The sequence below is a fragment of the Catellatospora aurea genome (genome assembly GCF_042663325.1).
Lineage (GTDB): Bacteria > Actinomycetota > Actinomycetes > Mycobacteriales > Micromonosporaceae > Catellatospora > Catellatospora aurea.
In genome coordinates this window covers 164,040-184,315 of sequence record NZ_JBHTAC010000004.1, presented here as the reverse complement: position 1 = coordinate 184,315, position 20,276 = coordinate 164,040, and the positions used below count along the sequence as shown (strand labels likewise).

Here is a 20,276-nt window from a genome sequence, read left to right as displayed (position 1 = left end):
AATCACGCCGCGCGGCGCTCCTCCACGCTCACCGTTTGGGTGACGGCCACCCGGACCGGGAACGGGTACACCGGCGCGAGCGGGCCGTCTCCGTCGCCGCCGCGACGGAGTGACCAGGTCCCGCCGGGACGGCTCGCACGCTCGGTTGGCCCGTCGCCGCGCAGGCGCGGATGGTTCAGTGCCAGCAGCAGCCCGTATCCGGCCAGCACCAGCCCGTGCGACAGCACCCGGCCCGCCTCGACCCGGTCGGCGAGCGCGTCGTTGACCGTCAGCAGGCTGAGCACGATCACGAACGCGGTCATCACCGGCAGCAGCGCCGCCGGGCGGGTACGCCGCCAGGCCAGCCAGGCCAGGGCCGCCCCGATCGCCACGTTCCAGGCGGCGGACTCGTGCCAGAGGTGCCCCGACGACACCGAGCCGACCACGCCGTGCGCGTGCCGTTCCGCGGCGGCCAGGCTGCTGATCTGCGCCACGCCGAGCAGGAACTGGCCCAGCCCGACGACCAGCAGCGCCCGCCGCAGCCAGGCGGCGACGTCGAACCGGGCGTGCCGGACCGGCGGGGTCGGCGCGGCGGCGAGCACCGCGGCCAGCGCCTGCTCGCTGAGCCCCGGCACCGGCAGCGCGGCGGCGGTCCGGGCCAGCCGGGTCACCGACTCCGCCCGCTGCCACCAGTCCGCGCACTGCGCACAACCATCGACGTGCGCGTCGACCGCCTCGCGCTCGCCCGGCTCGTCCGCGCCGTCCAGGCGGGCCGACAGCAGTTCACGCGCCTGTGCGCACCCCATGCCCACTCCCATGAGACACATTGTCGCCCGTACCGGCGAGTTGGTTCCCGGACCTCGCTGTGACCTGCGGCGCTGTCGCGCACCGGGGGGATCGCATCGACGGGCGGCGAACGATACGCTTCCGGTCATGTCTTACGGCGGTGACGACGAGCGCATCACGGCGCTGGCCCTGGCGGCCCGCGGCGGCGACCGCGCCGCCGTCGAGGCTTTCGTGGCGGCGACCCAGCGCGACGTGGTGCGCTTCGTGGCGCACCTGGCCGGGGCCGCCGACGCCGACGACCTCGCGCAGGACACCTACCTGCGGGCGATGCGCGCCCTGCCCTCGTTCGAGGGCCGCTCCTCGGCCCGCACCTGGCTGCTGGCCATCGCCCGGCACACCGTCGTGGACCACCTGCGCGCGCTCGCCCGGCGACCGCGCTCGGCGGACCTGGCGGACTGGGCCGCCGTGGCCGACACCGTCGCGGCCGGCGCGGCCGGGCGCTTCGACGAGCAGATCCTGCTCGACCGGCTGGTCGCCGGGCTGGACCCCGACCGGCGGGAGGCGTTCGTCGCCACGCAGGTGCTGGGGCTGTCGTACGGCGAGGCCGCCGAGGTCATCGGCTGCCCGATCGGCACCATCCGGTCCCGGGTCGCCCGCGCCCGCGACGACCTCGCCGCCGCGCTCGGCGACAGCGCCACCGCCGCCCCACGACGCCACCTGCGGGCCGTCTGACCGGCTCCGCCCGCTCACGCCACCCGCGCCTGGCGGCCGGGTGACCGCCGCCCCGTTTTGCATAAACGGTGGCCTATCTCATCGAGTTCGATCTCGTGTCATTCGATGAGATAGGCCACCGTTTATGAAGCGCGGCCGGATCACGTGATCACGGCACGATGCGCCGGCCCCGCCCGGCGACGGGTCAGGGCTGGGCGGCGGTGGGCTTGCCGCGCAGGGCCAGGCCGAGGGCGGCCAGGGCCACGACCAGCGCGGCGATGCTCAGGCCGAGCGGCCAGCCGTTGCCGCCGTCCGAGGACGCCGGAGCAGCGCCCGACGCCGCATTGTTACCGGCCGCGGCCGGGGACGCGGCCGCGGCCGCCTTCGGCACGACCTTGAGCACCGGCGCGGGGTGCTCGAGCTCCGCGCCTTCCTTCGGCTCCTCGATCCAGCGCACGACCTCGCCGTCGGAGTACGTCTGCAGCGCCTTGAACACGACCTGGCTGACCTCCGGCACCGGCCCGGCGGACACGTCGAACTCCTGGAACTGGCCGGGCTTGACGGCCGACGCGGCGTCCGCGGTCCACGTGATCTTCGAGGCGGCCTCGGTGATCTCCCGGTCGTGGTTCTTGATCGGCGTCGCCAGCTTGCGCTTCTCGACCACGGCCGTCCAGCCCGGCGTCGGCTTGACCGAGACGCTCGCGAACGGGGCGTCCTCGGGCAGCGTGACCTCCACCTTCACCGTCGAGGCGTTGTCCTTCTCGTTCGGCACCCGGAAGGTCAGCCGGGCGTATCCGCCGACCGTCGCCTCCTTCGGGTTCACGGTCACATGCGCCGCCGCCGGCACGGCCGACAGGCCGATCATCGCCGCCGCCGCGACCGTCACCACGCCGGCCCGCCACCGTGCCCTCGCACCGATCTTCATCTCGCGTCCTTCACCTCGGGGACCTGGCGCACCACGCGGCACGCCCGGCGGCGACAGGGTCACCGCGCGACACAGGTCGCGCGAACCCGGTCGCCGGTTCCCGCACGTATGTGTGGACTCTCACCGATTCACCGGGAACTTCCTGACCCTTCCCGGCGACGCCGAGCCGCCGCTCCATGTCGGAGCCGTGACAGAACGCGCGGATGCGCCCGCTCATGCGGCACCGTGCACAGTGCACGGACCACCGGCGGAGGAGGCCACAGATGAGGGGCAGGACCAGGGCGGCAGCGGCCGCCGTCGCGCTCGCCGCGGCGACCGGCCTGGCACAGACCGGCGCACCGGCGCAGGCCGCGGTGCCGGGCCTGCAGATCGTGACCACGGCGAGTGCGGGCGGCAGCGGTTCGCCCAAGAGCGTGACGGCCACGTGCCCGGCCGGCAAGCGGGTCGTCGGCGCGGGCTTCTACCTTGACGGCGCGGCCGCGCAGGTGGTGCTCGACGACCTGATACCGGCGGCGGGCGCGGTGACCGCCACCGGTTACGAGGACCAGGACGGCACGGCCGAGAGCTGGTGGATCCGCGCGTACGCGGTCTGCGCCGACCCGGTGCCGGGGCTGGAGATCGTCACCGCCGTCAGCGCCCCCGGCTCGGCCGCGCGCTCGACGACCGCCGCCTGCCCCACCGGCAAGCGGGCCCTCGGCGGCGGCGCGACGGTCACCGGCGGGCTCGGCCAGGTGGTGATCGACGCGATGATGCCCGCCACGACCACGGTCACCGCGGCGGCCTACGAGGACAGTGACGGCACCACCGCCACCTGGACCCTGACCGCGTACGCGATCTGCGCGTCCGCGCTGCCCGGCCTGGCCCTGCCGACGGTGACCAGCCCGCCGACGACCGGCTTCCAGCAGGGCGCGTCCCCGGCCTGCCCGGCGGGCACGGCAGCCCTCGGCACCGGCTGGGACGTCAACTCCCGGTTCCCGGGTTCGATCTTCCCGGTCGCCGCCGCCCCGTCCGCCACGGGCGTGCTCACCGTGGCCCTCATGAACAACGCGCCCGGCCTGGCCGAATGGACCCTGACCGGCCGCGCCGTCTGCGCGACGCCCTAGCCCTGGCCCGCGGCCGCCCGCCGGCACCGGCCGGCAAGTCGGGCGGGGTACCGGGTCACGCTGCGCAATGACAGGGTGCCGGCCGGCCGCTGACCGGTCGGCAGGCACCCTGGTCCTCAGCTCACCAGGTGAGGCGGGCGTACCCGTCGGTTCCGGGTTTGCCGGTCACGCCCGCGGCGGAGTTTCCGCCCGCGAGGCCGCCGTTCGGGGCGAGGCTGCGGAAGTAGCCCCCGCGACCACCCGCGCCACCTCGTCCGCCGTTGCCGCCCGCGCCACCGGCCCCGCCGACGCCGTGCTCGACGCCGTCGGTCACGACGCCGCCCGCACCGCCCAGGCCGACCACGGTCGCGCCCGCGCCGCCGGCCCCGCCGGTGCCGCTGCTCGCTCCGTCGACCCCGGAGCCGCCGCCCGCGCCGTCGCCGCCGCCCTTGCCCGCGTTCCCGGCCTCGCCGTCAGTGCCGGTGCACAGGGCCGCCGAGGGCACCGTCATCGTGCCGCCCGCTCCGCCGTCACCGGGTGCGCTGCTGCCGATCCCGCCGGGGCGGGTGCTGCCCGGACGGCTGCCGGTGGCGTCCATGCCGCCGGGGCCGCCGTTGGAGAACTCAGGGCTGCCCTGGCCGCCCGCACCGCCCGCGGCCTGGGTCAGCAGCAGTTCGGTTCCGTTGAGCAGCACGCTGACCTCGGTGAGCGCGCCCGCCGCCCCGTCCGCGCCCGCCCGGGAGATCTGACCGGCATTGCCGTTGCCGCCGGGCGAACTCGGCGCGCCGCCGACCGCCGCGGCAGCGCCGCGTCCCCCGCTGCCACCGCGGCCGACCACGATGGACAGCTGCGTGGCAGGGAATCCGGCGGGCAGCACGCACTTGACGTACTGCCCCGCACCGCCCGAGCCGCCGCCCGCGCCGCCGCCGCCGGAGCTGCCACCGGCCCCGCCGCCACCGCCCCTGCCGAACAGGGACTTGCCGCCACCGCCACCGCCGCCGCCGGCTCCGCCGCCGTTGCCGCCGCCGCCACCGCCGCCCGCGCCCCACAGCTCCAGCGTCACCTCGACACCGGCGGGCACGTCGAACGTGTACGTGCCCGCGGTGTCGTAGACCTGCTCACCGGCGGCGACGGCGCTCCAGGACGGCGCGCCGCCGACGACGGATCCGGCGAGCAGCGCCGCGCTCAGCGCCGCCACTCGATACGACTTTTTCACTACATGTCACCTTTCCTAGGATCGACCAGATCCTACGGAGGCGACTGCGCCGAACCGATCTTCGCCACGCCCGTGACCTGCGAAAACAGCCGTCGCCAGGACTACATGGCGACGGCCGCGCCGCTGACCGCGATGCCGCTCGACGGGTCGGGCCCGATCCCGACCGTCAGCAGGCTGGGCCGTCCCATGTCGACGCCCTGGTGCACGGTGATCGTGGCGGGCGGCGTCACCGTGCCCAGCTCGCGCAGGTAGCCGCCGAACGCCGCGGCGGCCGCGCCGGTCGCCGGGTCGTCGACCACACCGCCGGGCGGGAACGGGTTGCGGGCGTGGAACACGTCCGCGGACTCCCGCCACACCAGGTCGACGGTGGTCCAGCCGCGCCGGGCCATCAGCTCGCCGAGCACGGCCATGTCGTAGTCCAGGTCGGACAGCCGCTGCCGGGTCGCCGCGGCGAGGATCGGGTGCCAGTTCCCGGCGTACGCCAGCCGCGGCGGCAGGGCCGGGTCCAGGTCGGCGGCCGACCAGTCCAGCACGTCCAGCAGCGCGGCGAGATCGGACTCGGCGATCGGCGCGGTACGCGGTGCGACGCTGGTCAGGATGGCCGTGGCGGTGCCATCGGCGGCCATCGCGGTGGACACCTCGACGGTGCCGGCGTTCGTGTCGAAGGTCAGCGGGCCCGCGCCGTGCCGCTCGGCGTACGCCGCCGCGGACGCGATGGTCGCGTGCCCGCAGAAGTCCACCTCGGCCAGCGGGCTGAAGTAGCGGACCGTGAACCGGCCGCCGCCGCGCGGCACGAGGAACGCGGTCTCGGAGTAGCCGACGTCCGCCGCGATGGCGAGCATGGCCGCGTCGTCGAGCGTGCTCGCGTCGAGCACGACGCCCGCGGGGTTGCCGCCGGCCGGGTCGGCGCTGAACGCCGCATATCTCAAGATCTCCACACGTCGACCGTACGGTGCGGGATCGCGCTCCCTCACAGCCAATTCGCGACGGGTGGCTCAGTCGCGGGGAGGCGAGGCGGCCAGCCGCGCGTATTTGATCATCAAGGGGCGCAGGCCGCGCTTCTCGTACACCCGCTGCGCGCCGAGATTGGCGGCCAGCGTGCCGATGTACAGGTCGCCGATGCCCAGCTCGGCGAGCCGCTCGTCGACGGCGTCGAGCAGCCGGGTGCCGACGCCCCGGCCGCGGTGGCTCGCCGCCACCGACAGCGACTCCAGTTCGGCGATCCGGTCGCCGGAGACCCAGGTGTCGTCCGGGCCCGCGAACACGTGCGTGAACGCATACCCGACCAGCTCCCCGCCGTCCTCGGCGAGCAGGATGAACGAACCCGGCTCGGTGATCCACTGCCGGTACAGCTCCCGGCGCAACCGCCAGGACTGCTCGTCGGGGTACATGGCCAGCTCCGGCGCAACCTCGCGGTGGTGGCGGTGCAGGGACAGCCACAGCGGCTCCAGCGCGTCGACGGCCTCCGCGCCGGCCAGGCGGATCGTCACCCCGTTGTCGTTCATGAACGACCACGCTACCGAAGCGCCGCTCAGGACCGGCCGGTCAGGGCACAGTCCTTCGCCTCAGCGCCGGGCGACGACGATGTCGGGCTCGTCCGTGCCGACCACGGTGAACCCGGCGGCGGCCAGCTCGGCGTCGAATCCGGACTCCGTCGCGAGATGACCGTCGAAGACCTCGGTCTCCTCGCGTACCAGCGCGCCGTCGCGGCTGACCCGGTAGCTGAAGCGCCACCGGACCCGGTCCGCGCCGACCGGCGTGGTGGACACCTCGCCGGTGTACAGGTCCCCGCCGAGCCGCCACGACGGCAGGTCCCGGCGGTCCGCCGCGGCGCGCGTCGGCGGGCGCTGGACCACCAGCCTGCCCCCGGGCACCAGGGCCCTCGCCAGGGCACGCAGCGCCGCCGCCCGATCGGACCGGTCGAGCCCGGCCATGGTGTTCAGGCACCAGGCGAAGTCGGCGACGCCGGTCAGGCCCAGGTCCTGGACGTAACGGGCGTGCACGCGGACCCGGGGCAGCACCTCGGCCTGCCCGGCGAGGCGGCTCAGCAGCACGGCGCGCATGCTCGCGGCGGGTTCCACGGCGTGCACGGTCACCGCGCAGCGGCGGGCCAGCAGGTTGGTGGCCAGTCCGGTGCCCGCGCCGACGTCCAGCACACCCACCTCGGGTCTGCCGAGCCACCGGTCCAGCAGCCGTCCGGTGACCGCGAGGTATTCGGTGGCCTGCAGCAGGTCGTAGAACTCGGCGGTGACGGCGTACGCCTGACCCATGAGGCGATCATGTCAAAGCAGCCCGCCGACCGGCGCGGAACAGGGCCGCGGCCGGCGTGGCATCGAAGGTTGCGGACGGCTCCTACGGTGCTGGCATGCTCTGGACGCTTCGGGTGACCGCCGCCGTGAACGCCGCGTGGGTGCTGCTCACCGCCGCCACATTCCTGCCCACGACGTCGATCGACTTCGAGTCCGTCGTGACGCTGACGATGCCGCTGGGGGTGATCTTCCTGGCGATCGCGATCGGCGGGACGATGGCCCGGCACGGGATGCCCGGCGGCACGAAGGCGAGGGACCTGTGGCGCTGGATGTTCAGGGGGCTCACCCACCCGGCCCGGGTGGCGGCCGTGGCCCTGCTCGTTCTGGAGCTCGGGGTCGCGCTGCACGCGCAGCTGCTCGCCACCCTCGGCGAAGAGCTGGGCGAGGCGATCGACCCGGTCACCGCGTACACCCGTGGGGTGCTCGGCCTCACCGCGCACCTGCTGACGATCTCCGTCCTGATCATCGCGGCGGGACGGCGGGCCGCGGCGGCGTCGCCCGCCGCGGCCTGATCCGGGCTCAGCCCGCGATGCCGGTCTCCAGGAACTGGCGCAGCGCCATCTTCGGGCGGTTGCCGATCTGGCTGGCGACGACCTCGCCGTTGCGGAACACGATCAGCGTCGGCATCGACATCACCTTGTACGCCCGCGCCGTCTCCGGGTTGTTGTCGGAGTCGAGCTTGGTGAACACCACCCGGTCGCCGAACTCCACGGACAGCTCGTTCAGCGAGCGCTCCAGCACCTTGCAGGGCGCGCACCACTCGGCCCAGAAGTCGACCACCACGGGCCGGTCCGACTTCAGCACGACGTCGGCGAACGTGGCGTCGGTGACCTCGATCAGGGGGCCGTTCTTCTCAGACATGTTCTCTCCCGGTGGGCGATGGCTTCGTTGAGCTGGTGGTCGAGCTTTTCACGGACGGTGTTGAGGCGGGCGAGGCAGGTGTCGACCTCGTCGAGTTTGCGCCGCAGCACGGCGACCGAGTCGGGGCAGACGTCGCCGGTCGCGTGCCCGGCGCGCAGGCAGGCCACGAACGGGCGGATGTCGTCCAGGTCGAACCCGACCGCGAGCAGGGCCCGGATCTCGTGCACGACGCGCAGCTCGGCCTCGTCGAAGGCCCGGTAGCCGTTGGTCGCGCGCCGCGACCGGATGAGTCCGTGCTGCTCGTAGTAGCGCAGCGTGCGGGTGCTGGTGCCGGCGCGCTGCGCCAGTTCGCCGATGAGCATCCGGGTCCTCCTCCCTGTCCTTGCAACACGCTAAACGTTGCCGCCGGTGTCAAGGCAAGCGTGGCCCCGGTCACGCCGTGCCGAGGGCGGCCGTGACCTTGACAGTTCTCGATGAGGGTACGGACACTGTGGAGCATCGCGTCCGGCCTACCCGGGCAAGCCCGGGCGCGTCATGTTAGCGCTAACATAAACATACCTCTATGCATTGCCGACTGCGACAAGGAGCAGCACATGCTCGGCAGCATTCCGTCCCCCAGGCTGTCCCCCACCGCCCGCGCCGTCGCCGCCACCGCGGCCGTCCTGCTCGCCCTGCTCACCGGCCTGACCGGCGCACGCCCCGCCGCCGCGGCCACGGTGACCCGCTACGTGCTCACCGCGTTCACCAACAGCAGCGAGAGCAACCTGTACGTCTACACGTCCACCAACGCGCGCGACTTCACCCTGCTGCGCGGCCCCGCGTACACCCCGCCGTCGGGCCTGATCCGCGACCCCAGCGTGCTCAAGCACAGCGACGGGCGTTACTACGTCGTCTACACCACCAACTGGACCGGCACCGAGTTCGGCATCGCCTCCAGCACCGACCTGATCAACTGGTCGTTCGTGCGCAACGTGCCGGTCGGCATCTCCGGCATCGTCAACACCTGGGCCCCCGAGTGGTTCGTCGACCCGGCCGACGGCAGCGTGAACGTCATCGTGTCGCTGAGCACCACCTCGTACGCGAACTTCCGGCCGTACCGCTTCCGGGCCCTGAACACCGCGTTCTCGTCGTGGGCGACACCGGTCGCGCTGTCGGGCATCGCGCCGAACTACATCGACACCTTCGTCGTCCGCTCCGGCAGCACCTACCACGCGTTCGCCAAGAACGAGACGACCAAGTACATCGAGCACGCCACAGCATCGGCACTCAATGGCCCGTGGACGTTCACCGGCACCGGCAACTGGGCCGGCTGGGGCTCCGGCGTCGAGGGCCCGGCCCTGGTCCGGCAGACCGACGGCAGCTGGCGCATCTACATGGACGGGTACACCTCGGGGCACTACTACACGGCCACCAGCACCGACCTCAACAACTGGTCGGCCCGCTCGGACGTGCCCGGCGGGCTCAGCGGGTTCATCCGGCACGGCACCGTGCTGTCCGAGACGATCACCACGGGTGACGCGTTCGCCTCCACGGCCGTCGCCCAGCACAGCGGCAAGTGCCTCGACGTGCCCAACGGGTCCACCGCCACCGGCACCCAGCTGCGGCAGTGGCCTTGCAACGGCCAGGGTGCGCAGTCGTTCCGGTTCAATCCGGTCGGCGTGGACACGTACACGATCACCAACACCGCCAACGGGCTGTGCCTGGACGTCAACGGGGTGTCCACCGCCAACGGCGCGGCGATCATCCAGTGGACCTGCACCGGCACCGCCAACCAGCAGTTCACGCTGCGGCTGTCGAGCACGGGGATCTACCAGCTCGTCGCGGTGCACAGCGGCAAGTGCGTCGACGTCAGCAACGCCTCCACCGCCGACGGCGCGCTCGCCATCCAGTGGACCTGCGGCACCGGCGCCAACCAGCGCTGGCGCCTGACCCGCTGATCCGCCCACCCAGCCCTGGCGCCCACCCCGCCCTCCATAAACGTTGGCCTATCTCATCGAAAATCCGGGACTCGGAGTCGATGAGATAGGCCAACGTCGTTGAAAACGGGGCGCGGCAGGCCGCCGCCGCGGGTCACTCGGTGGCGATCGCCGCCAGGATGTCGGCGCGGGCGGCGCGGCGCGCCGGCCACAGCGCGGCGAGCACCCCGACCAGCCCCATGCCCGCCAGCGCCACCACCGCGGTCGACCACGGCACCGACATGCCGAACACCGGATTGGCCAGGATGACGTACTGCATCACCCCGCCCAGCAGCACCCCGACCCCGATCCCCAGCACCCCGCCGTACAGCGAGATCACCACGCTCTCCCGGCGCACCGTGCGCCGCACCAGCGCCCGCGACGCCCCCAGCGCCCGGAACACCCCCAGCTCCCGGGTCCGCTCCAGCACCGACAGCGCCAGCGTGTTGACCACCCCGAACACCGCGATCACCACCGCAGCCCCGAGCAGCACATACACCAGACCCAACACCAGCTGGTACGGCTCCAGCAGATCGTCGAGCAGCTGCTCGCGATCCTGCACCAGCACGTCCGGCCGCGACGCGAACGCCTTCTCCAGCGCGCCGCGCAGGCCCGCGTCAGCCCCGACGGCGTACATGACGTCGCCCTGCCGGTACACCCCCGCGGGCACCAGTGCGTCGTCGATCAGCTGCCCGCGCAGCATGTCGCTGCCCTCGTGCACGCCGGCGACGGTCACCGGCACCTCGACCGGCGCGGCCTCGCCCGCCTGCCCGACGACCGGGAACCGGAGCCGGACCTGGTCCCCGGCCTGCACTCCCAGCTCGTCGGCGACCCGCGAGGCCAACAGCACCCCCTGCCGCAGGTCGGCGCCGCCCGAGACGATCCGGGGCCGGAGCGCCGTGCCGAGCGCGGCCGGGTCCAGGCTGGTGAACTCGGTGTCCTGCGACGCGCCCCGCGCCGAGACCACCTCCACCCCGCCGGATCGCGGCGCGGCCAGCGCGGTCACCCCGGGCACGGCCTTCGCGGCGGTGCGGGCCGGGTCGTCGAGGTAGCCGTACGCCGCGGCGCGCAGCACCACCACGTTCTCGGGCACCGCCGAGCGCACCTGCTCGGTCAGGTCGTCGTTGAGCGTCTGCCCCACGGTCGCGAACGCGCACACCAGCGACAGCCCGATCATCAGCGCGGACGAGGTGGCGGCGGTGCGGCGCGGGTCGCGTACCGCGTTGCGCAGGGCGATGCGGGTGACCGGGCGGGGCGAGCGCAGCAGCCGGGTCAGCGGCGCGAGCACCGCCGACACCATGATCGGTGCGGTGAGCAGCACACCTACCCAGGCCAGCACCGCCCCGGCCATGGCCAGCATCCGCATCGGCTCGGTCAGGTCTTCCGGCCTGGTCACCGCGACCATGGCCGCCCCGCCCGCGATGGCCAGCAGGCCGAGCAGGCTGCGCAGCACCAGCGAGCGCCGCGGCACGGCCGCGTCCGTGCGCAGCGCCGCCATCGGCGACACCCGCGCCGCCCGGCGCGCCGACCCGTACGCGGCGACGACCGTCACCACCACGCCCACGCCGTAGCCGAGCAGCACCGCCCACGGCGACACCACGTACGCGACGTCCCCGACCACCGGCAGCAGGCGCATCGCCAGCAGGCCGAGCCCGGCGCCGAACGCGACGCCCACCGTCGAGCCGACCAGGCCCAGCACGACGGCCTCGGTCAGCACGGCCCGGCGCACCTGGGCCCGCCGCGCGCCGACGGCCCGCAGCAGGGCGAACTGCCGGGTGCGCTGGGTGACCAGCATGGTGAAGGTGTTCGCGATAACGAACACGCCCGCCATCAGCGCCACGGCGGCGAACGCCAGCAGCGCCTTGCGGATCACGTCGGCGCTGCCGGCCGCCTCCTTCTTCTGCTGCTCGCGCAGTTCGCTGCCCGAGTCGATCCAGTAGCCCGCGCCGAGTTCGGCCTGGGCGGCCGCGACGACCGCCTGCTCGTCGGGCCCGGACAGCTCGACGCGAGCGAATCCCGGCTCCGCGCCGGGCACGGCGTCGCGGTGGCGCAGCAGGCGGGTCGCGGTGTCCGCGTCGTACGCCACCGCCGGGTCGAACCCCCAGCCCGTCGCCCGGTAGGTGAAGACACCGACGACGGTGGCGGTGTCCGACCGGTCACCGCCGAGCAGCACCCGGGCGGAGTCACCCACGGAGAGCCCGGCCTCTGCGGCGGCCTGCTGCTCCAGCGCCACCTCCCCGGCGCGCGACGGCGCCCGGCCCGCGGTGAGCGCGAACCGCTGGGAGCCGTCCCAGTCGGTGCCCGCGGTCTCCGCCCAGGACGTGGTCCCGATCTTGCCGCTGGTGCCGACCAGGGCCGCGTAGCCCGCGCGGACGCCCTCGGCCCGGGTGACCCCGGGCAGCCGGGCGAGCCGGCCGACGACGTCGGCGGAGATCTCCGCGTCCTGCGGGCCCGTCGGCTTGGGCTGCACGAGCGCGGCGAGATCGGTGCGGGACGAGCCCTTGCCGACGGTGGCCGCGGCGGAGTCCGACACCACCCAGGTGGCGACCACGAAGGCCACCCCGAGCACGATCGCGGCCAGGGTCATCGCGACCCGGCCCAGGTGTGCGCGCAGGTCGCGCAGCATCGCCCGCAGCATCAGGCACCCGCCCCGACGGCCGTGCGGCCGCGCGCGACGGACTCCAGCGAGCGGATCCGGTCGAGCACCCGGTCGGCGGAGGGCTCGCGCAGCTCGTCGACGATCCTCCCGTCGGCCAGGAACAGCACCCGGTCGGCGTACGAGGCCGCGACCGCGTCGTGGGTGACCATGACCACGGTCTGCGCCAGCTCGTCGACACTGCGGCGCAGGAAGCCGAGCACCTCCGCGCCGGCCCGGGAGTCCAAGGCCCCGGTCGGCTCGTCGGCGAAGACCACGTCCGGGCGGCTGATCAGCGCGCGGGCGCAGGCGACCCGCTGCTGCTGGCCGCCGGACAGCTGCGCCGGGCGGTGGTGCAGCCGGTCGCGCAGCCCCACCGCGTCGATCACGGTGTCGGCGAACGCCTGGTCGGGGCGGCGTCCGGCCAGATCCAGCGGCAGGGTGATGTTCTCCCACGCGGTCAGCGTCGGCAGCAGGTTGAACGCCTGGAACACGAATCCCATGCGGTCGCGGCGCAGCGCGGTCAGCGCGTCGTCACGCAGGCCGCTCAGCTCGACCCGGTCGGCGCTGCCGTGCCGGGAGCCGTCCAGCCACACCCGGCCCGCGGTCGGTGTGTCCAGGCCGGCCAGGCAGTGCATCAGGGTGGACTTGCCGGACCCGGACGGTCCCATGATCGCGGTGAGCTCGCCGCGGCCGAAGGCCACCGTGACCGCGTCCAGCGCGGTCACCTGCGCGTCGCCCGAGCCGTACCGTTTGGTGAGGTCTTCCGCGCTCACCGCGGCGTCGAAGTTCGTCATGGCCGACACGCTGCCGCCCGACGGCGGCCGTGCCCTCCGGCAGGAGTAGATCAACACCCGCTACTTAAGTAGCAGGCGGCGAAGACGGAAGTAGTGGCCGCCGCCGGTGTGCACCTGCCTAAGCTCATCACCGGCGCGGTGGCGGAACGGGAGGTGGGGCGTGGAGCACAGCGTGGCGCGGGTCCCCGGCCTGCCGTCGTGGCTGCAGCCGGGCAGCCCGCTGCGCCGGTTCGCGCGCTGGCTGTACCCGTTCGCGCTCGGCTGCACGGTGACTCTCTTCTCCCTGGCCACCCCGCAGCGGCCGCCGATCTACATGTTCGAGGGCCTGCCGGGCGAGCCGCCCTGGGCACTGACCGTGCTGATGATGCTGGTCGCCGGCGTCAGCGCGGCGCTGATCCGCCGCTCGCGCCGGCCGCTGTTCGTCGTCGCGCTGGTGACGTGGCTCTCCCTGAGCATGATGGCCGCGCTGTTCGTCGCGTCCTACTACGCGGGCGCGGGCCGTCCGGGCCGGCCGCAGAACCCCGGTCGCGCCTGGCCGTTCTTCCTGGTCGCGAGCATCCTCGTCGGGGTGCCGGTCGGCTGGAGCGCGGTGCACAGCGACCTGCTGTACGAGGGCATGACCGGCGGCGTCATCTTCGGCGGCACCCTCACCGCCCTGTTCTGGGTCGGCATGACCGTCGTGCTCCCGTTCGTCTTCGGGCTGTGGGTGCGCGCCCGGCGGCAGGTCGTGGAGCAGCTGCGGGAGCGGGCCGAGCGGCTCGAACGTGAGCAGCATGAGCGCGCCGAGCGGGCCCGGTCCGACGAGCGCCGCCGCATCGCCCGGGAGATGCACGACGTCGTCGCGCACCGGGTGGCGCTGATGGTGCTGCACGCCGGGGCGCTGGAGGTCAGCACCGCCGACCCGCGCACCGCCGAGGAGGCCGCGCTGATCCGCACCACCGGCCGGGAGGCGATGCAGGAACTGCGCGAGGTGCTGGGCATGCTGCGCGCACCGGACCTGACCGACGGCACGGCCCCGGAACTCGCACCCCAGCCCACGCTCGCCGACCTGGACCGGCTGCTGGACGCCAGCCGCGCGGCCGGGCTGCCGGTGCGCCTGGTCGACGTGGGGCAGCGCCAGGAGGTGTCACTGTCCGCGCAGCGCACCGCTTACCGGGTGGTGCAGGAGGCGCTGACCAACGTCGCCAAGCACGCCGGAGCCGCGCCGACCACGGTGACGCTGCGGCACGAGCCGTACGGGCTGGTGGTCGCGGTGGAGAACGCGCCGCCGCCGCACCCGGCCCCGCCGGTGCCGCAGAGCGGGCTGGGCCTGGTCGGGCTCACCGAACGGGTCGTCCTGGCCGGTGGCACCGTGCAGGCCCGGCCCCGGCTCGACGGAGGTTTCCTGCTGCACGCGCGTATCCCGGCCGACCCGCCGGAGCAGCCGGCGAGCCGGGAGGTGGCGGCGTGATCCGGGTGCTGGTCGTCGACGACGAGGCGCTGGTGCGCTCGGGGCTGCGGATGATCCTCGAGGCGGCCGGTGACATCGCCGTGGTCGCCGAGGCCCGCGACGGCGCGGAGGCGGTCGAGGCGGCCCGCCGGCACCGGCCCGAGGTGGTGCTGATGGACGTGCGCATGCCCGGCACCGACGGGCTGACCGGCGCGGCCGCGGTCGCCCGGCTGCCGGAGCCACCCCGCGTGGTCATGCTGACCACGTTCGACCAGGACGAGTACGTGCACGCCGCGCTGCGCGCCGGAGCGGTCGGCTTCCTGCTCAAGGACACCCCGCCGCGTGACCTGGCCGAGGCGGTGCGCACCGTGGCGGCCGGCAACGCGATGCTCGCCCCGACGGTCACCCGCCGCCTGATCAGCTCGTTCGCCGAGCGCGGCCCATCGGTGGCCGACCAGGCCAGGGCCCGCCTGGCGGTGCTGACCGACCGGGAGCGCGACGTGGTGCGCGCGGTCGCCCGCGGCCTGTCGAACGCCGACATCGCCCGCGAGCTGGACATGGCCGAGACGACGGTGAAGGCCCACGTGAGCCGGGCGCTGGCCAAGCTGGGCCTGACCAACCGGGTGCAGGCGGCGATCCTGGTCCACGACGCCCGCCTGGACGGCGGCACCGGCACCCCCGCGGCCTGACGAGCACGGCGGCGGGCCGGCCCCGCGCAGGGACCGGCCCGCCCGCGTACGCCGTCAGTTCCTGGCGTCGTCGCGGTCGTCGTCGCGGCCGCGCACCGCGTCACGCACGTCGTCGGCGGCCATGGCCGCCTTCGCCTCAACCTGCTCGGCGATGCCCTCGGCCTGCAGGCTGTGGTTGTCGGTCACGTCGCCGACGTGCTCCTTCACCTTGCCCTTGAGGTCCTGCAGGTGGTGCTTGGCAGAGTCGACCGTTCCCATCGGTTCATCCCTTCCGTCGCTGCTCGTGCCCTTCTGGACTGCCCGGCGCGCGGCGGCGGCAAACCCCGGCGCGATCCCGGCCACATCGGAAGGACCCAGGCCGGAGCCGAAACGTGAGGTACGCGACTACGGGAAGTAATAACGGCCCACTCACGTTTGTCGTTGGTGCGGTGAGGACCTGGCTCACGCGGCGGCTTCGGGAGGGCGGAACCATGACGGCGGCGGACGTGATGCTCGGTGGCGCGCTGGCCGGGGCATACCTGCTGCTGCTCGCCCTGCGCCGGCGGGCCGCCGCCCGGCAGCGCCGGATCGAGCGGGCCCCGTCCGCGGTGCGGCTGCCCGCGCGGGCCTTCATTCGGGGCGCGAGCCGTCCGGTCCGGGTGCTGCGAACCGGCCTGCGCCACCACGCCGACCGGGTGGTGCTGCCCCCGCGCCGCGCCCGGCGGCGGCTGCCGATGCGCCCCGCCAACCGCAACGCCCTGGCCTGAGGCGCGACCGTCCGGACCCTGTCCCATCGACGTGGGTCGTGCGACCGTGGACCCATGCGACGGTTCGGGTTCGTCCTCCTGCTCGTTCTGACATCCTGCACGCCCGCAAGCTCCCCCACGCCCGCACCGTCGGCCGGGGGCACGGCGTCGCGGCAGTCGGCGGCCGAGGCCGAGGCGACGCTGGCCAGCCTGCGCCGCGTCGACGATCTGCCGCTGTACGAGATGACCTACACCGGCGACTACGAGACCGCCGTGTCCGGCCCGGCGCCGACGGCCGCCGCCCCGTTCGGGTGCTCGCTGTTCGCCGCGCTAGGCGACCGGTCGCACCCGGTCTTCGGGCGCAACTTCGACTGGGACCCCAACCCCGCGCTGGTGCTGCGGGCCGACCCGCCCGACGGGCACGCCTCGATCTCCCTGGTGGACCTGCGTTACCTCGGCTTCTCGGCGGCCGACGACCCGCGCGGCGACCGCCGCCTGCTCGACGCGCCGCTGCTGCCGTTCGACGGGCTGAACGAGCGCGGTCTCGCCGTGGGCATGGCCGCCGACGAGAGCGCGCGCTCCGTGCCGGACCCGAGCAAACCGGCCGTGGGCAGCGTACGCATCCTGCGGCTGGTGCTGGACCAGGCCGCCACGGTCGACGAAGCGCTCGCGATCTTCGCCCGGCACAACCTCGACTTCACCGGCGGCCCGCCGCTGCACTACCTGCTCGCGGACGCGTCCGGCGCGTCGGCGCTGGTCGAGTACACGGACGGCCAACAGCGGGTCGAGCGCGGCACCACCCCGTGGCGGGCGCTGACGAACGTGCCGCTGGCCGGGGTCGGGGAGGAGGAACGGCGGCACGACCGGCGCTACCGGCTGCTCGCCGACGCGCTCGACGCCTCAGGCGGCAGAATGACGGAGGTCGGCGCGATGGACCTGCTGCGCTCCGTGGCGCAGCCGCACACGCGGTGGTCGGTGACCTACGACCTGGCCACCGGGCAGGTCCGGGTGGTGGCCGGGCAGCGCTGGCAGACCGTGTACAGCTTCCGGCAGCCGGTCGGCTGACTCAGTCGCGGGGCGTACGCGGGCGCGGGATGGGCCGCAGAAACGGCTGGCGCTGGTTGCGCAGCACCTCGGGCACCAGCCAGGTCGCACCGCTGGCGAGCACCGTCAGCATGAGCGGCACGGCCAGATAAGGGATGCCCGACAGCGCCACCGCCAGCCCGCCTCCGACGAGGTACGCGGCGATCGCGCCGAAGCGGCGCTGCCGGACCTCCGGCGGCTCCCCGCGTTCGAGGACCCACCATGCCGGAGGTGCGGCACGCCTGCGGCGGATCTCGGACTGCACGGCGCGGTTGGCCGCCTCCCACACGTTGCGGCGGTAGTCGTAGTCCTCGGCCTCGTAGTCGGCCGGGAAGTGCTTGCGCAGCACGATCAGCCGTAGATACAGCGTCTCGTCGGGCACCTGGCGCAGGTCGTGAAGGTGCAAGCCTGACATGTCCGACACCTCCCATTTGAGGATCGGCCCCGACGCTACCTGCCTGATCACCCGGCCGACATCACCCGCCGGGCGTACCTCAGCCCTGGTAGATCGACTCCTCGTAGCCGGGCCCGTAGTAGGCCTCCAGCTCCTCGACGGACTTGGTCGAGCCCTCCAGCGCCCGCATGATCTGCGGTCGCGACGGGGCCGCCTCGGGCTGCCAGGTCTCCGGCTTCCACAACGACGAGCGCAGGAACGACTTCGAGCAGTGGTAGAACACCTCGTCGATCGAGACGATCACGGCCAGCTGCGGCCGGTGGCCCTTGACCACCATGTCGTCGAAGAACGGCGCGTCGGACACCAGCTCGGCGCGTCCGTTGATCCGCAGCGTGTCGGTCCGGCCCGGGACCACGTAGAGCAGGCCGATCTGCGGGTTGGCCAGGATGTTGAAGAACCCGTCGGCCCGACGGTTGCCCGGCCGCTCCGGGATTGCGATCGTGGTGTCGTCGAGCACCAGCGTGAACCCGGCCGGGTCGCCCTTGGGCGACACGTCGCAGCTGCCGTCGGCGTGGGAGGTCGCCATCAGGCAGAACCGAGCAGCGGCCAGCCAGGCCCGGTCGTGCTCGTGCAGGCTGGTGCGGGTCTTGCCGGCGGCCGCCGCCGTGGGTTCCCCCAGCAGCGCGCGGAGCTGCTCCGGCGCGGTGATCCGATGCGGACGCTCGCTCATGAACAGGCCCTCCCCGTCGGTGTTCCGAATCACGAGCCTACTCGCGCAGGTGGACCGGCCCACCGCTCGGCCCGGACGGGCCCGGCCCCGGCGGCTGACGCGAAACGGCGGAACTGTCACACAACTGTCATGGTTCCGCCGGATGATCGCCGTACCGGCGGGTAAGGCTCGGAGTCCATCCAGGGAGGTGACGGTGGACGACGTGGTCCCCGCCGGCGCGACGCAGGTCGTGCCGTTGGTCGAGGTGCAGGTGCGCGGCGATCTGGACGTGCGGTCCGCGCCGAGCGTGAACGACGTGCTGGAGGAGGCGCTGGCGCTGCGTCCGCGCCAGCTCGTCATCGATCTCGCCGACTGCGAGCTGATCGACGCGGCCGGCATCCTGCTGCTGCTGGACACCCACCGCCGGGCCATGCGCGACGGCGGCACCGTGGCGCTGCGCTCGCCGTCCGCACGGGCGCGGCGCAACCTCAAACTCGCCCGCGTCGACCGGGTGCTGCAGGTGCTGACCGCGGAGCCCGACCCGCAGCAGGTGCTGCCGTGAGCCGCGGGCGGCGGTACGGCCTGGTCATGGCCGTGGACCGCCTGCCCGCCGCCGATCCCGACGACAGCCGCAGCCAGGTCGACGCCGCGCTGGCGTCGCTGCGGCCGCTCGTCGCGGCGTCGTCCGGGGCATGGGCCGCGGCCGGCGGCGACGGCTGCGCGCTCCCGCCCGCGCGGGCCGGTGCCGCCGCACTCGGCGCGAGCCTGCTCCGCTCGCTCTGCCACCACCAGCCCGGTGACTTCCCGAGCGGCTGGTTCGACAGCTACCTGACGGTCAACCGCCGGGTCGCCGCCGCCGTGGCCGCGTCGGCGTCGGCCTCGGCGACGGTGTGGACCCACGGCCACCAGCTCCAGCTGCTGCCGCGGGTGCTGCGCCGGATGCGCCCCGACCTGGCCGTCGTCATGCACCTGCACACCACGTTCCCGCCCGCGGAGTCGTTCGCGCGGTTGCCCGAGCACCGGGCGCTGCTGTCGGGGCTGCTCGGCGCGGACGTGATCGCGCTGCCGCACCAGCGCGCCGTCGACAACCTGCTGGACCTCGCCGACCGGGTGCACGGCCTGCCGGTGCGCGAGGGCCGCATCACCCTCGGCCACCGGGGCGTACGCGTCATCGCGTACCCGCTGCCGGCCGACACCGCGGGGGCCCGGCGGCTGGCCGGGCTGGCCCCGGTGCGCGCGGCGGGCGGGCGGATCCGCGCCGCGATGCGGGTGACCCGGACCGTGCTGCTGTCGGTCGCGGGCTGGGATCCCGCCGACGCCGTCGAGCAGCGCCTGCACGCCTTCGAGCGTTTCCTCGCCGAGCACCGGCCGGCCCTCGGCGAGGTCGCGCTGCTGCACGTGGCCTGCGGCGATCCGCGCACCCCGGCCGAGGACGCGCAGCGCGAACGGGTCGACCGGCTGATCGCGAAGATCAACGGCACGCACGCCGGCGTCGGGCAGGCGGTCGTGCACTACGTACGCGCCGAGCCCGACCGCCGCGACCTGGCCGCGCTGTACCTGGCCTGCGACGGGATCCTGGTCACGCCGACCCACCACGGCACGGTGGCCGCCGCGCACGAGTTCATCGCGGCCCGGGGCGAACTCGGCGCGTCCGTCGTGGTCAGCGAACTGACCTGCGGCGTCGCCGACCTGCCGGGGGCGATCGCGGTCAACCCGCACGACACGGGCGCGTTCGCCGACGCCATCGCCGCGGCCACCGGCCGCCACGGCCCGGCCCCGCGGGCCCGCCACGCCGACACCCCACCGACGCTGGACAGCTGGGCCGAACACCTGATGACGCTGGTAGGGGCGCGCATCAGTGGGCAGTCAACGACCCCGGAGCGCCGCACCCGGCGGCTGTCCAGCGGCGGGCACACCCGGCACACCCGGCCCGGCGGCTACGAGGTCGGCGGCCCGCCACTGGCCGTACGCCGGGTTTCTGGGCGATGATG

The 20,276-nt window shown here is 74.1% G+C and carries 23 protein-coding genes; 10 read left to right on the top strand and 13 right to left on the bottom strand.

Annotated features, from left to right (window positions below):
• Positions 1 to 2: 2 nt before the first annotated feature.
• On the bottom strand, positions 3 to 785 hold the full coding sequence (locus ACFQO7_RS06140) for a zf-HC2 domain-containing protein (protein ID WP_376805488.1): 783 nt from the start codon (positions 783 to 785) through the stop codon (positions 3 to 5).
• Positions 786 to 912: 127 nt separating this feature from the next.
• Between ACFQO7_RS06140 and ACFQO7_RS06135 the strand changes: the two genes are divergently transcribed.
• Positions 913 to 1,497 carry a sigma-70 family RNA polymerase sigma factor gene (locus tag ACFQO7_RS06135; RefSeq protein WP_376805487.1) on the top strand — a complete coding sequence of 195 codons (585 nt, stop codon included), beginning with the start codon at positions 913 to 915 and terminating at the stop codon, positions 1,495 to 1,497.
• Positions 1,498 to 1,681: 184 nt separating this feature from the next.
• Here the strand turns inward: ACFQO7_RS06135 and ACFQO7_RS06130 are convergent, their stop codons facing one another.
• Positions 1,682 to 2,401, bottom strand: coding sequence for a YcnI family copper-binding membrane protein (locus ACFQO7_RS06130; protein ID WP_376805486.1), 720 nt, complete (start codon positions 2,399 to 2,401; stop codon positions 1,682 to 1,684).
• A gap of 263 nt (positions 2,402 to 2,664) precedes the next feature.
• Here ACFQO7_RS06130 and ACFQO7_RS06125 point away from each other — a divergent pair, with 263 nt between their 5' ends.
• Positions 2,665 to 3,504 carry a hypothetical protein gene (locus ACFQO7_RS06125; RefSeq protein ID WP_376805485.1) on the top strand — a complete coding sequence of 280 codons (840 nt, stop codon included), beginning with the start codon at positions 2,665 to 2,667 and terminating at the stop codon, positions 3,502 to 3,504.
• Between the two features lie 121 nt (positions 3,505 to 3,625).
• On the opposite strand, the gene ACFQO7_RS06120 is transcribed toward ACFQO7_RS06125, so the two are convergent.
• From ACFQO7_RS06120 to ACFQO7_RS06105, 4 genes are all read right to left on the bottom strand, one after another.
• Positions 3,626 to 4,699, bottom strand: a complete 1,074-nt coding sequence (locus ACFQO7_RS06120) for a hypothetical protein (RefSeq protein WP_376805484.1) — start codon at positions 4,697 to 4,699, stop codon at positions 3,626 to 3,628.
• A gap of 101 nt (positions 4,700 to 4,800) precedes the next feature.
• A complete protein-coding gene (locus ACFQO7_RS06115) occupies positions 4,801 to 5,637 on the bottom strand; it encodes a PhzF family phenazine biosynthesis protein (protein WP_376805483.1) in 837 nt (278 codons plus the stop codon).
• Positions 5,638 to 5,694: 57 nt separating this feature from the next.
• Complete coding sequence (locus ACFQO7_RS06110) at positions 5,695 to 6,204, bottom strand: GNAT family N-acetyltransferase (protein WP_376805482.1); 510 nt, start codon at positions 6,202 to 6,204, stop codon at positions 5,695 to 5,697.
• A gap of 60 nt (positions 6,205 to 6,264) precedes the next feature.
• Complete coding sequence (locus ACFQO7_RS06105; protein WP_376805481.1) at positions 6,265 to 6,969, bottom strand: class I SAM-dependent methyltransferase; 705 nt, start codon at positions 6,967 to 6,969, stop codon at positions 6,265 to 6,267.
• 95 nt (positions 6,970 to 7,064) lie between these two features.
• Here ACFQO7_RS06105 and ACFQO7_RS06100 point away from each other — a divergent pair, with 95 nt between their 5' ends.
• Entirely contained in the window at positions 7,065 to 7,520 is a 456-nt protein-coding gene (locus ACFQO7_RS06100) for a hypothetical protein (RefSeq protein WP_376805480.1), read from the top strand.
• A 7-nt stretch (positions 7,521 to 7,527) separates the two neighbouring features.
• On the opposite strand, the gene trxA is transcribed toward ACFQO7_RS06100, so the two are convergent.
• Positions 7,528 to 7,869 carry a thioredoxin gene (gene trxA, locus ACFQO7_RS06095; RefSeq protein ID WP_376805479.1) on the bottom strand — a complete coding sequence of 114 codons (342 nt, stop codon included), beginning with the start codon at positions 7,867 to 7,869 and terminating at the stop codon, positions 7,528 to 7,530.
• Entirely contained in the window at positions 7,845 to 8,231 is a 387-nt protein-coding gene (locus ACFQO7_RS06090) for a MerR family transcriptional regulator (protein ID WP_361056477.1), read from the bottom strand. The genes trxA and ACFQO7_RS06090 overlap by 25 nt, the downstream gene beginning before the upstream one ends.
• Before the next feature lie 231 nt (positions 8,232 to 8,462).
• On the opposite strand from ACFQO7_RS06090, the gene ACFQO7_RS06085 reads away from it, so the two are divergent.
• Positions 8,463 to 9,806 (top strand): RICIN domain-containing protein, encoded by a 1,344-nt coding sequence (locus ACFQO7_RS06085; RefSeq protein WP_376805478.1) that lies wholly within the window; start codon positions 8,463 to 8,465, stop codon positions 9,804 to 9,806.
• A 133-nt stretch (positions 9,807 to 9,939) separates the two neighbouring features.
• Here the strand turns inward: ACFQO7_RS06085 and ACFQO7_RS06080 are convergent, their stop codons facing one another.
• Both ACFQO7_RS06080 and ACFQO7_RS06075 read right to left on the bottom strand, forming a co-directional pair.
• Entirely contained in the window at positions 9,940 to 12,462 is a 2,523-nt protein-coding gene (locus tag ACFQO7_RS06080; protein ID WP_376805477.1) for an ABC transporter permease, read from the bottom strand.
• Positions 12,462 to 13,256, bottom strand: coding sequence for an ABC transporter ATP-binding protein (locus ACFQO7_RS06075; protein WP_376805476.1), 795 nt, complete (start codon positions 13,254 to 13,256; stop codon positions 12,462 to 12,464). Before ACFQO7_RS06075 ends, ACFQO7_RS06080 begins: the two co-directional genes overlap by 1 nt.
• A gap of 160 nt (positions 13,257 to 13,416) precedes the next feature.
• On the opposite strand from ACFQO7_RS06075, the gene ACFQO7_RS06070 reads away from it, so the two are divergent.
• A complete protein-coding gene (locus tag ACFQO7_RS06070; RefSeq protein WP_376805475.1) occupies positions 13,417 to 14,706 on the top strand; it encodes a sensor histidine kinase in 1,290 nt (429 codons plus the stop codon).
• On the top strand, positions 14,703 to 15,374 hold the full coding sequence (locus tag ACFQO7_RS06065; RefSeq protein WP_376805474.1) for a response regulator: 672 nt from the start codon (positions 14,703 to 14,705) through the stop codon (positions 15,372 to 15,374). Before ACFQO7_RS06070 ends, ACFQO7_RS06065 begins: the two co-directional genes overlap by 4 nt.
• Before the next feature lie 54 nt (positions 15,375 to 15,428).
• Here ACFQO7_RS06065 and ACFQO7_RS06060 read toward each other — a convergent pair whose 3' ends face one another.
• The gene (locus ACFQO7_RS06060) at positions 15,429 to 15,632 is read right to left on the bottom strand and encodes a CsbD family protein (protein WP_376805473.1); all 204 of its coding nucleotides are present in this window, start codon (positions 15,630 to 15,632) and stop codon (positions 15,429 to 15,431) included.
• Between the two features lie 212 nt (positions 15,633 to 15,844).
• On the opposite strand from ACFQO7_RS06060, the gene ACFQO7_RS06055 reads away from it, so the two are divergent.
• The gene (locus tag ACFQO7_RS06055; RefSeq protein ID WP_376805472.1) at positions 15,845 to 16,120 is read left to right on the top strand and encodes a hypothetical protein; all 276 of its coding nucleotides are present in this window, start codon (positions 15,845 to 15,847) and stop codon (positions 16,118 to 16,120) included.
• Positions 16,121 to 16,174: 54 nt separating this feature from the next.
• On the top strand, positions 16,175 to 17,164 hold the full coding sequence (locus ACFQO7_RS06050; protein WP_376805471.1) for a linear amide C-N hydrolase: 990 nt from the start codon (positions 16,175 to 16,177) through the stop codon (positions 17,162 to 17,164).
• Between the two features lies 1 nt (position 17,165).
• Here ACFQO7_RS06050 and ACFQO7_RS06045 read toward each other — a convergent pair whose 3' ends face one another.
• Together ACFQO7_RS06045 and ACFQO7_RS06040 are read right to left on the bottom strand one after the other, a co-directional pair.
• The gene (locus ACFQO7_RS06045) at positions 17,166 to 17,597 is read right to left on the bottom strand and encodes a hypothetical protein (RefSeq protein ID WP_376805470.1); all 432 of its coding nucleotides are present in this window, start codon (positions 17,595 to 17,597) and stop codon (positions 17,166 to 17,168) included.
• 79 nt (positions 17,598 to 17,676) lie between these two features.
• A complete protein-coding gene (locus tag ACFQO7_RS06040) occupies positions 17,677 to 18,306 on the bottom strand; it encodes a pyridoxamine 5'-phosphate oxidase family protein (protein ID WP_376805469.1) in 630 nt (209 codons plus the stop codon).
• 193 nt (positions 18,307 to 18,499) lie between these two features.
• Between ACFQO7_RS06040 and ACFQO7_RS06035 the strand changes: the two genes are divergently transcribed.
• Together ACFQO7_RS06035 and ACFQO7_RS06030 are read left to right on the top strand one after the other, a co-directional pair.
• On the top strand, positions 18,500 to 18,847 hold the full coding sequence (locus ACFQO7_RS06035; protein ID WP_376805468.1) for an STAS domain-containing protein: 348 nt from the start codon (positions 18,500 to 18,502) through the stop codon (positions 18,845 to 18,847).
• Complete coding sequence (locus ACFQO7_RS06030; protein ID WP_376805467.1) at positions 18,844 to 20,274, top strand: trehalose-6-phosphate synthase; 1,431 nt, start codon at positions 18,844 to 18,846, stop codon at positions 20,272 to 20,274. The genes ACFQO7_RS06035 and ACFQO7_RS06030 overlap by 4 nt, the downstream gene beginning before the upstream one ends.
• The last annotated feature ends 2 nt before the right edge of the window (positions 20,275 to 20,276 follow it).

What these genes read in the sequence shown, in the direction of transcription:
- ACFQO7_RS06110 (WP_376805482.1), bottom strand. Translation starts at nt 6,204, where the DNA reads ATGAACGACAACGGGGTGACGATCCGCCTGGCCGGCGCGGAGGCCGTC.
- ACFQO7_RS06125 (WP_376805485.1), top strand. Translation starts at nt 2,665, where the DNA reads ATGAGGGGCAGGACCAGGGCGGCAGCGGCCGCCGTCGCGCTCGCCGCG.
- ACFQO7_RS06130 (WP_376805486.1), bottom strand. Translation starts at nt 2,401, where the DNA reads ATGAAGATCGGTGCGAGGGCACGGTGGCGGGCCGGCGTGGTGACGGTC.
- ACFQO7_RS06085 (WP_376805478.1), top strand. Translation starts at nt 8,463, where the DNA reads ATGCTCGGCAGCATTCCGTCCCCCAGGCTGTCCCCCACCGCCCGCGCC.
- ACFQO7_RS06055 (WP_376805472.1), top strand. Translation starts at nt 15,845, where the DNA reads ATGACGGCGGCGGACGTGATGCTCGGTGGCGCGCTGGCCGGGGCATAC.
- ACFQO7_RS06060 (WP_376805473.1), bottom strand. Translation starts at nt 15,632, where the DNA reads ATGGGAACGGTCGACTCTGCCAAGCACCACCTGCAGGACCTCAAGGGC.
- ACFQO7_RS06045 (WP_376805470.1), bottom strand. Translation starts at nt 17,597, where the DNA reads ATGTCAGGCTTGCACCTTCACGACCTGCGCCAGGTGCCCGACGAGACG.
- ACFQO7_RS06040 (WP_376805469.1), bottom strand. Translation starts at nt 18,306, where the DNA reads ATGAGCGAGCGTCCGCATCGGATCACCGCGCCGGAGCAGCTCCGCGCG.
- trxA (WP_376805479.1), bottom strand. Translation starts at nt 7,869, where the DNA reads ATGTCTGAGAAGAACGGCCCCCTGATCGAGGTCACCGACGCCACGTTC.
- ACFQO7_RS06105 (WP_376805481.1), bottom strand. Translation starts at nt 6,969, where the DNA reads ATGGGTCAGGCGTACGCCGTCACCGCCGAGTTCTACGACCTGCTGCAG.
- ACFQO7_RS06135 (WP_376805487.1), top strand. Translation starts at nt 913, where the DNA reads ATGTCTTACGGCGGTGACGACGAGCGCATCACGGCGCTGGCCCTGGCG.
- ACFQO7_RS06100 (WP_376805480.1), top strand. Translation starts at nt 7,065, where the DNA reads ATGCTCTGGACGCTTCGGGTGACCGCCGCCGTGAACGCCGCGTGGGTG.
- ACFQO7_RS06075 (WP_376805476.1), bottom strand. Translation starts at nt 13,256, where the DNA reads ATGACGAACTTCGACGCCGCGGTGAGCGCGGAAGACCTCACCAAACGG.
- ACFQO7_RS06050 (WP_376805471.1), top strand. Translation starts at nt 16,175, where the DNA reads ATGCGACGGTTCGGGTTCGTCCTCCTGCTCGTTCTGACATCCTGCACG.
- ACFQO7_RS06090 (WP_361056477.1), bottom strand. Translation starts at nt 8,231, where the DNA reads ATGCTCATCGGCGAACTGGCGCAGCGCGCCGGCACCAGCACCCGCACG.
- ACFQO7_RS06140 (WP_376805488.1), bottom strand. Translation starts at nt 785, where the DNA reads ATGGGGTGCGCACAGGCGCGTGAACTGCTGTCGGCCCGCCTGGACGGC.
- ACFQO7_RS06080 (WP_376805477.1), bottom strand. Translation starts at nt 12,462, where the DNA reads ATGCTGCGGGCGATGCTGCGCGACCTGCGCGCACACCTGGGCCGGGTC.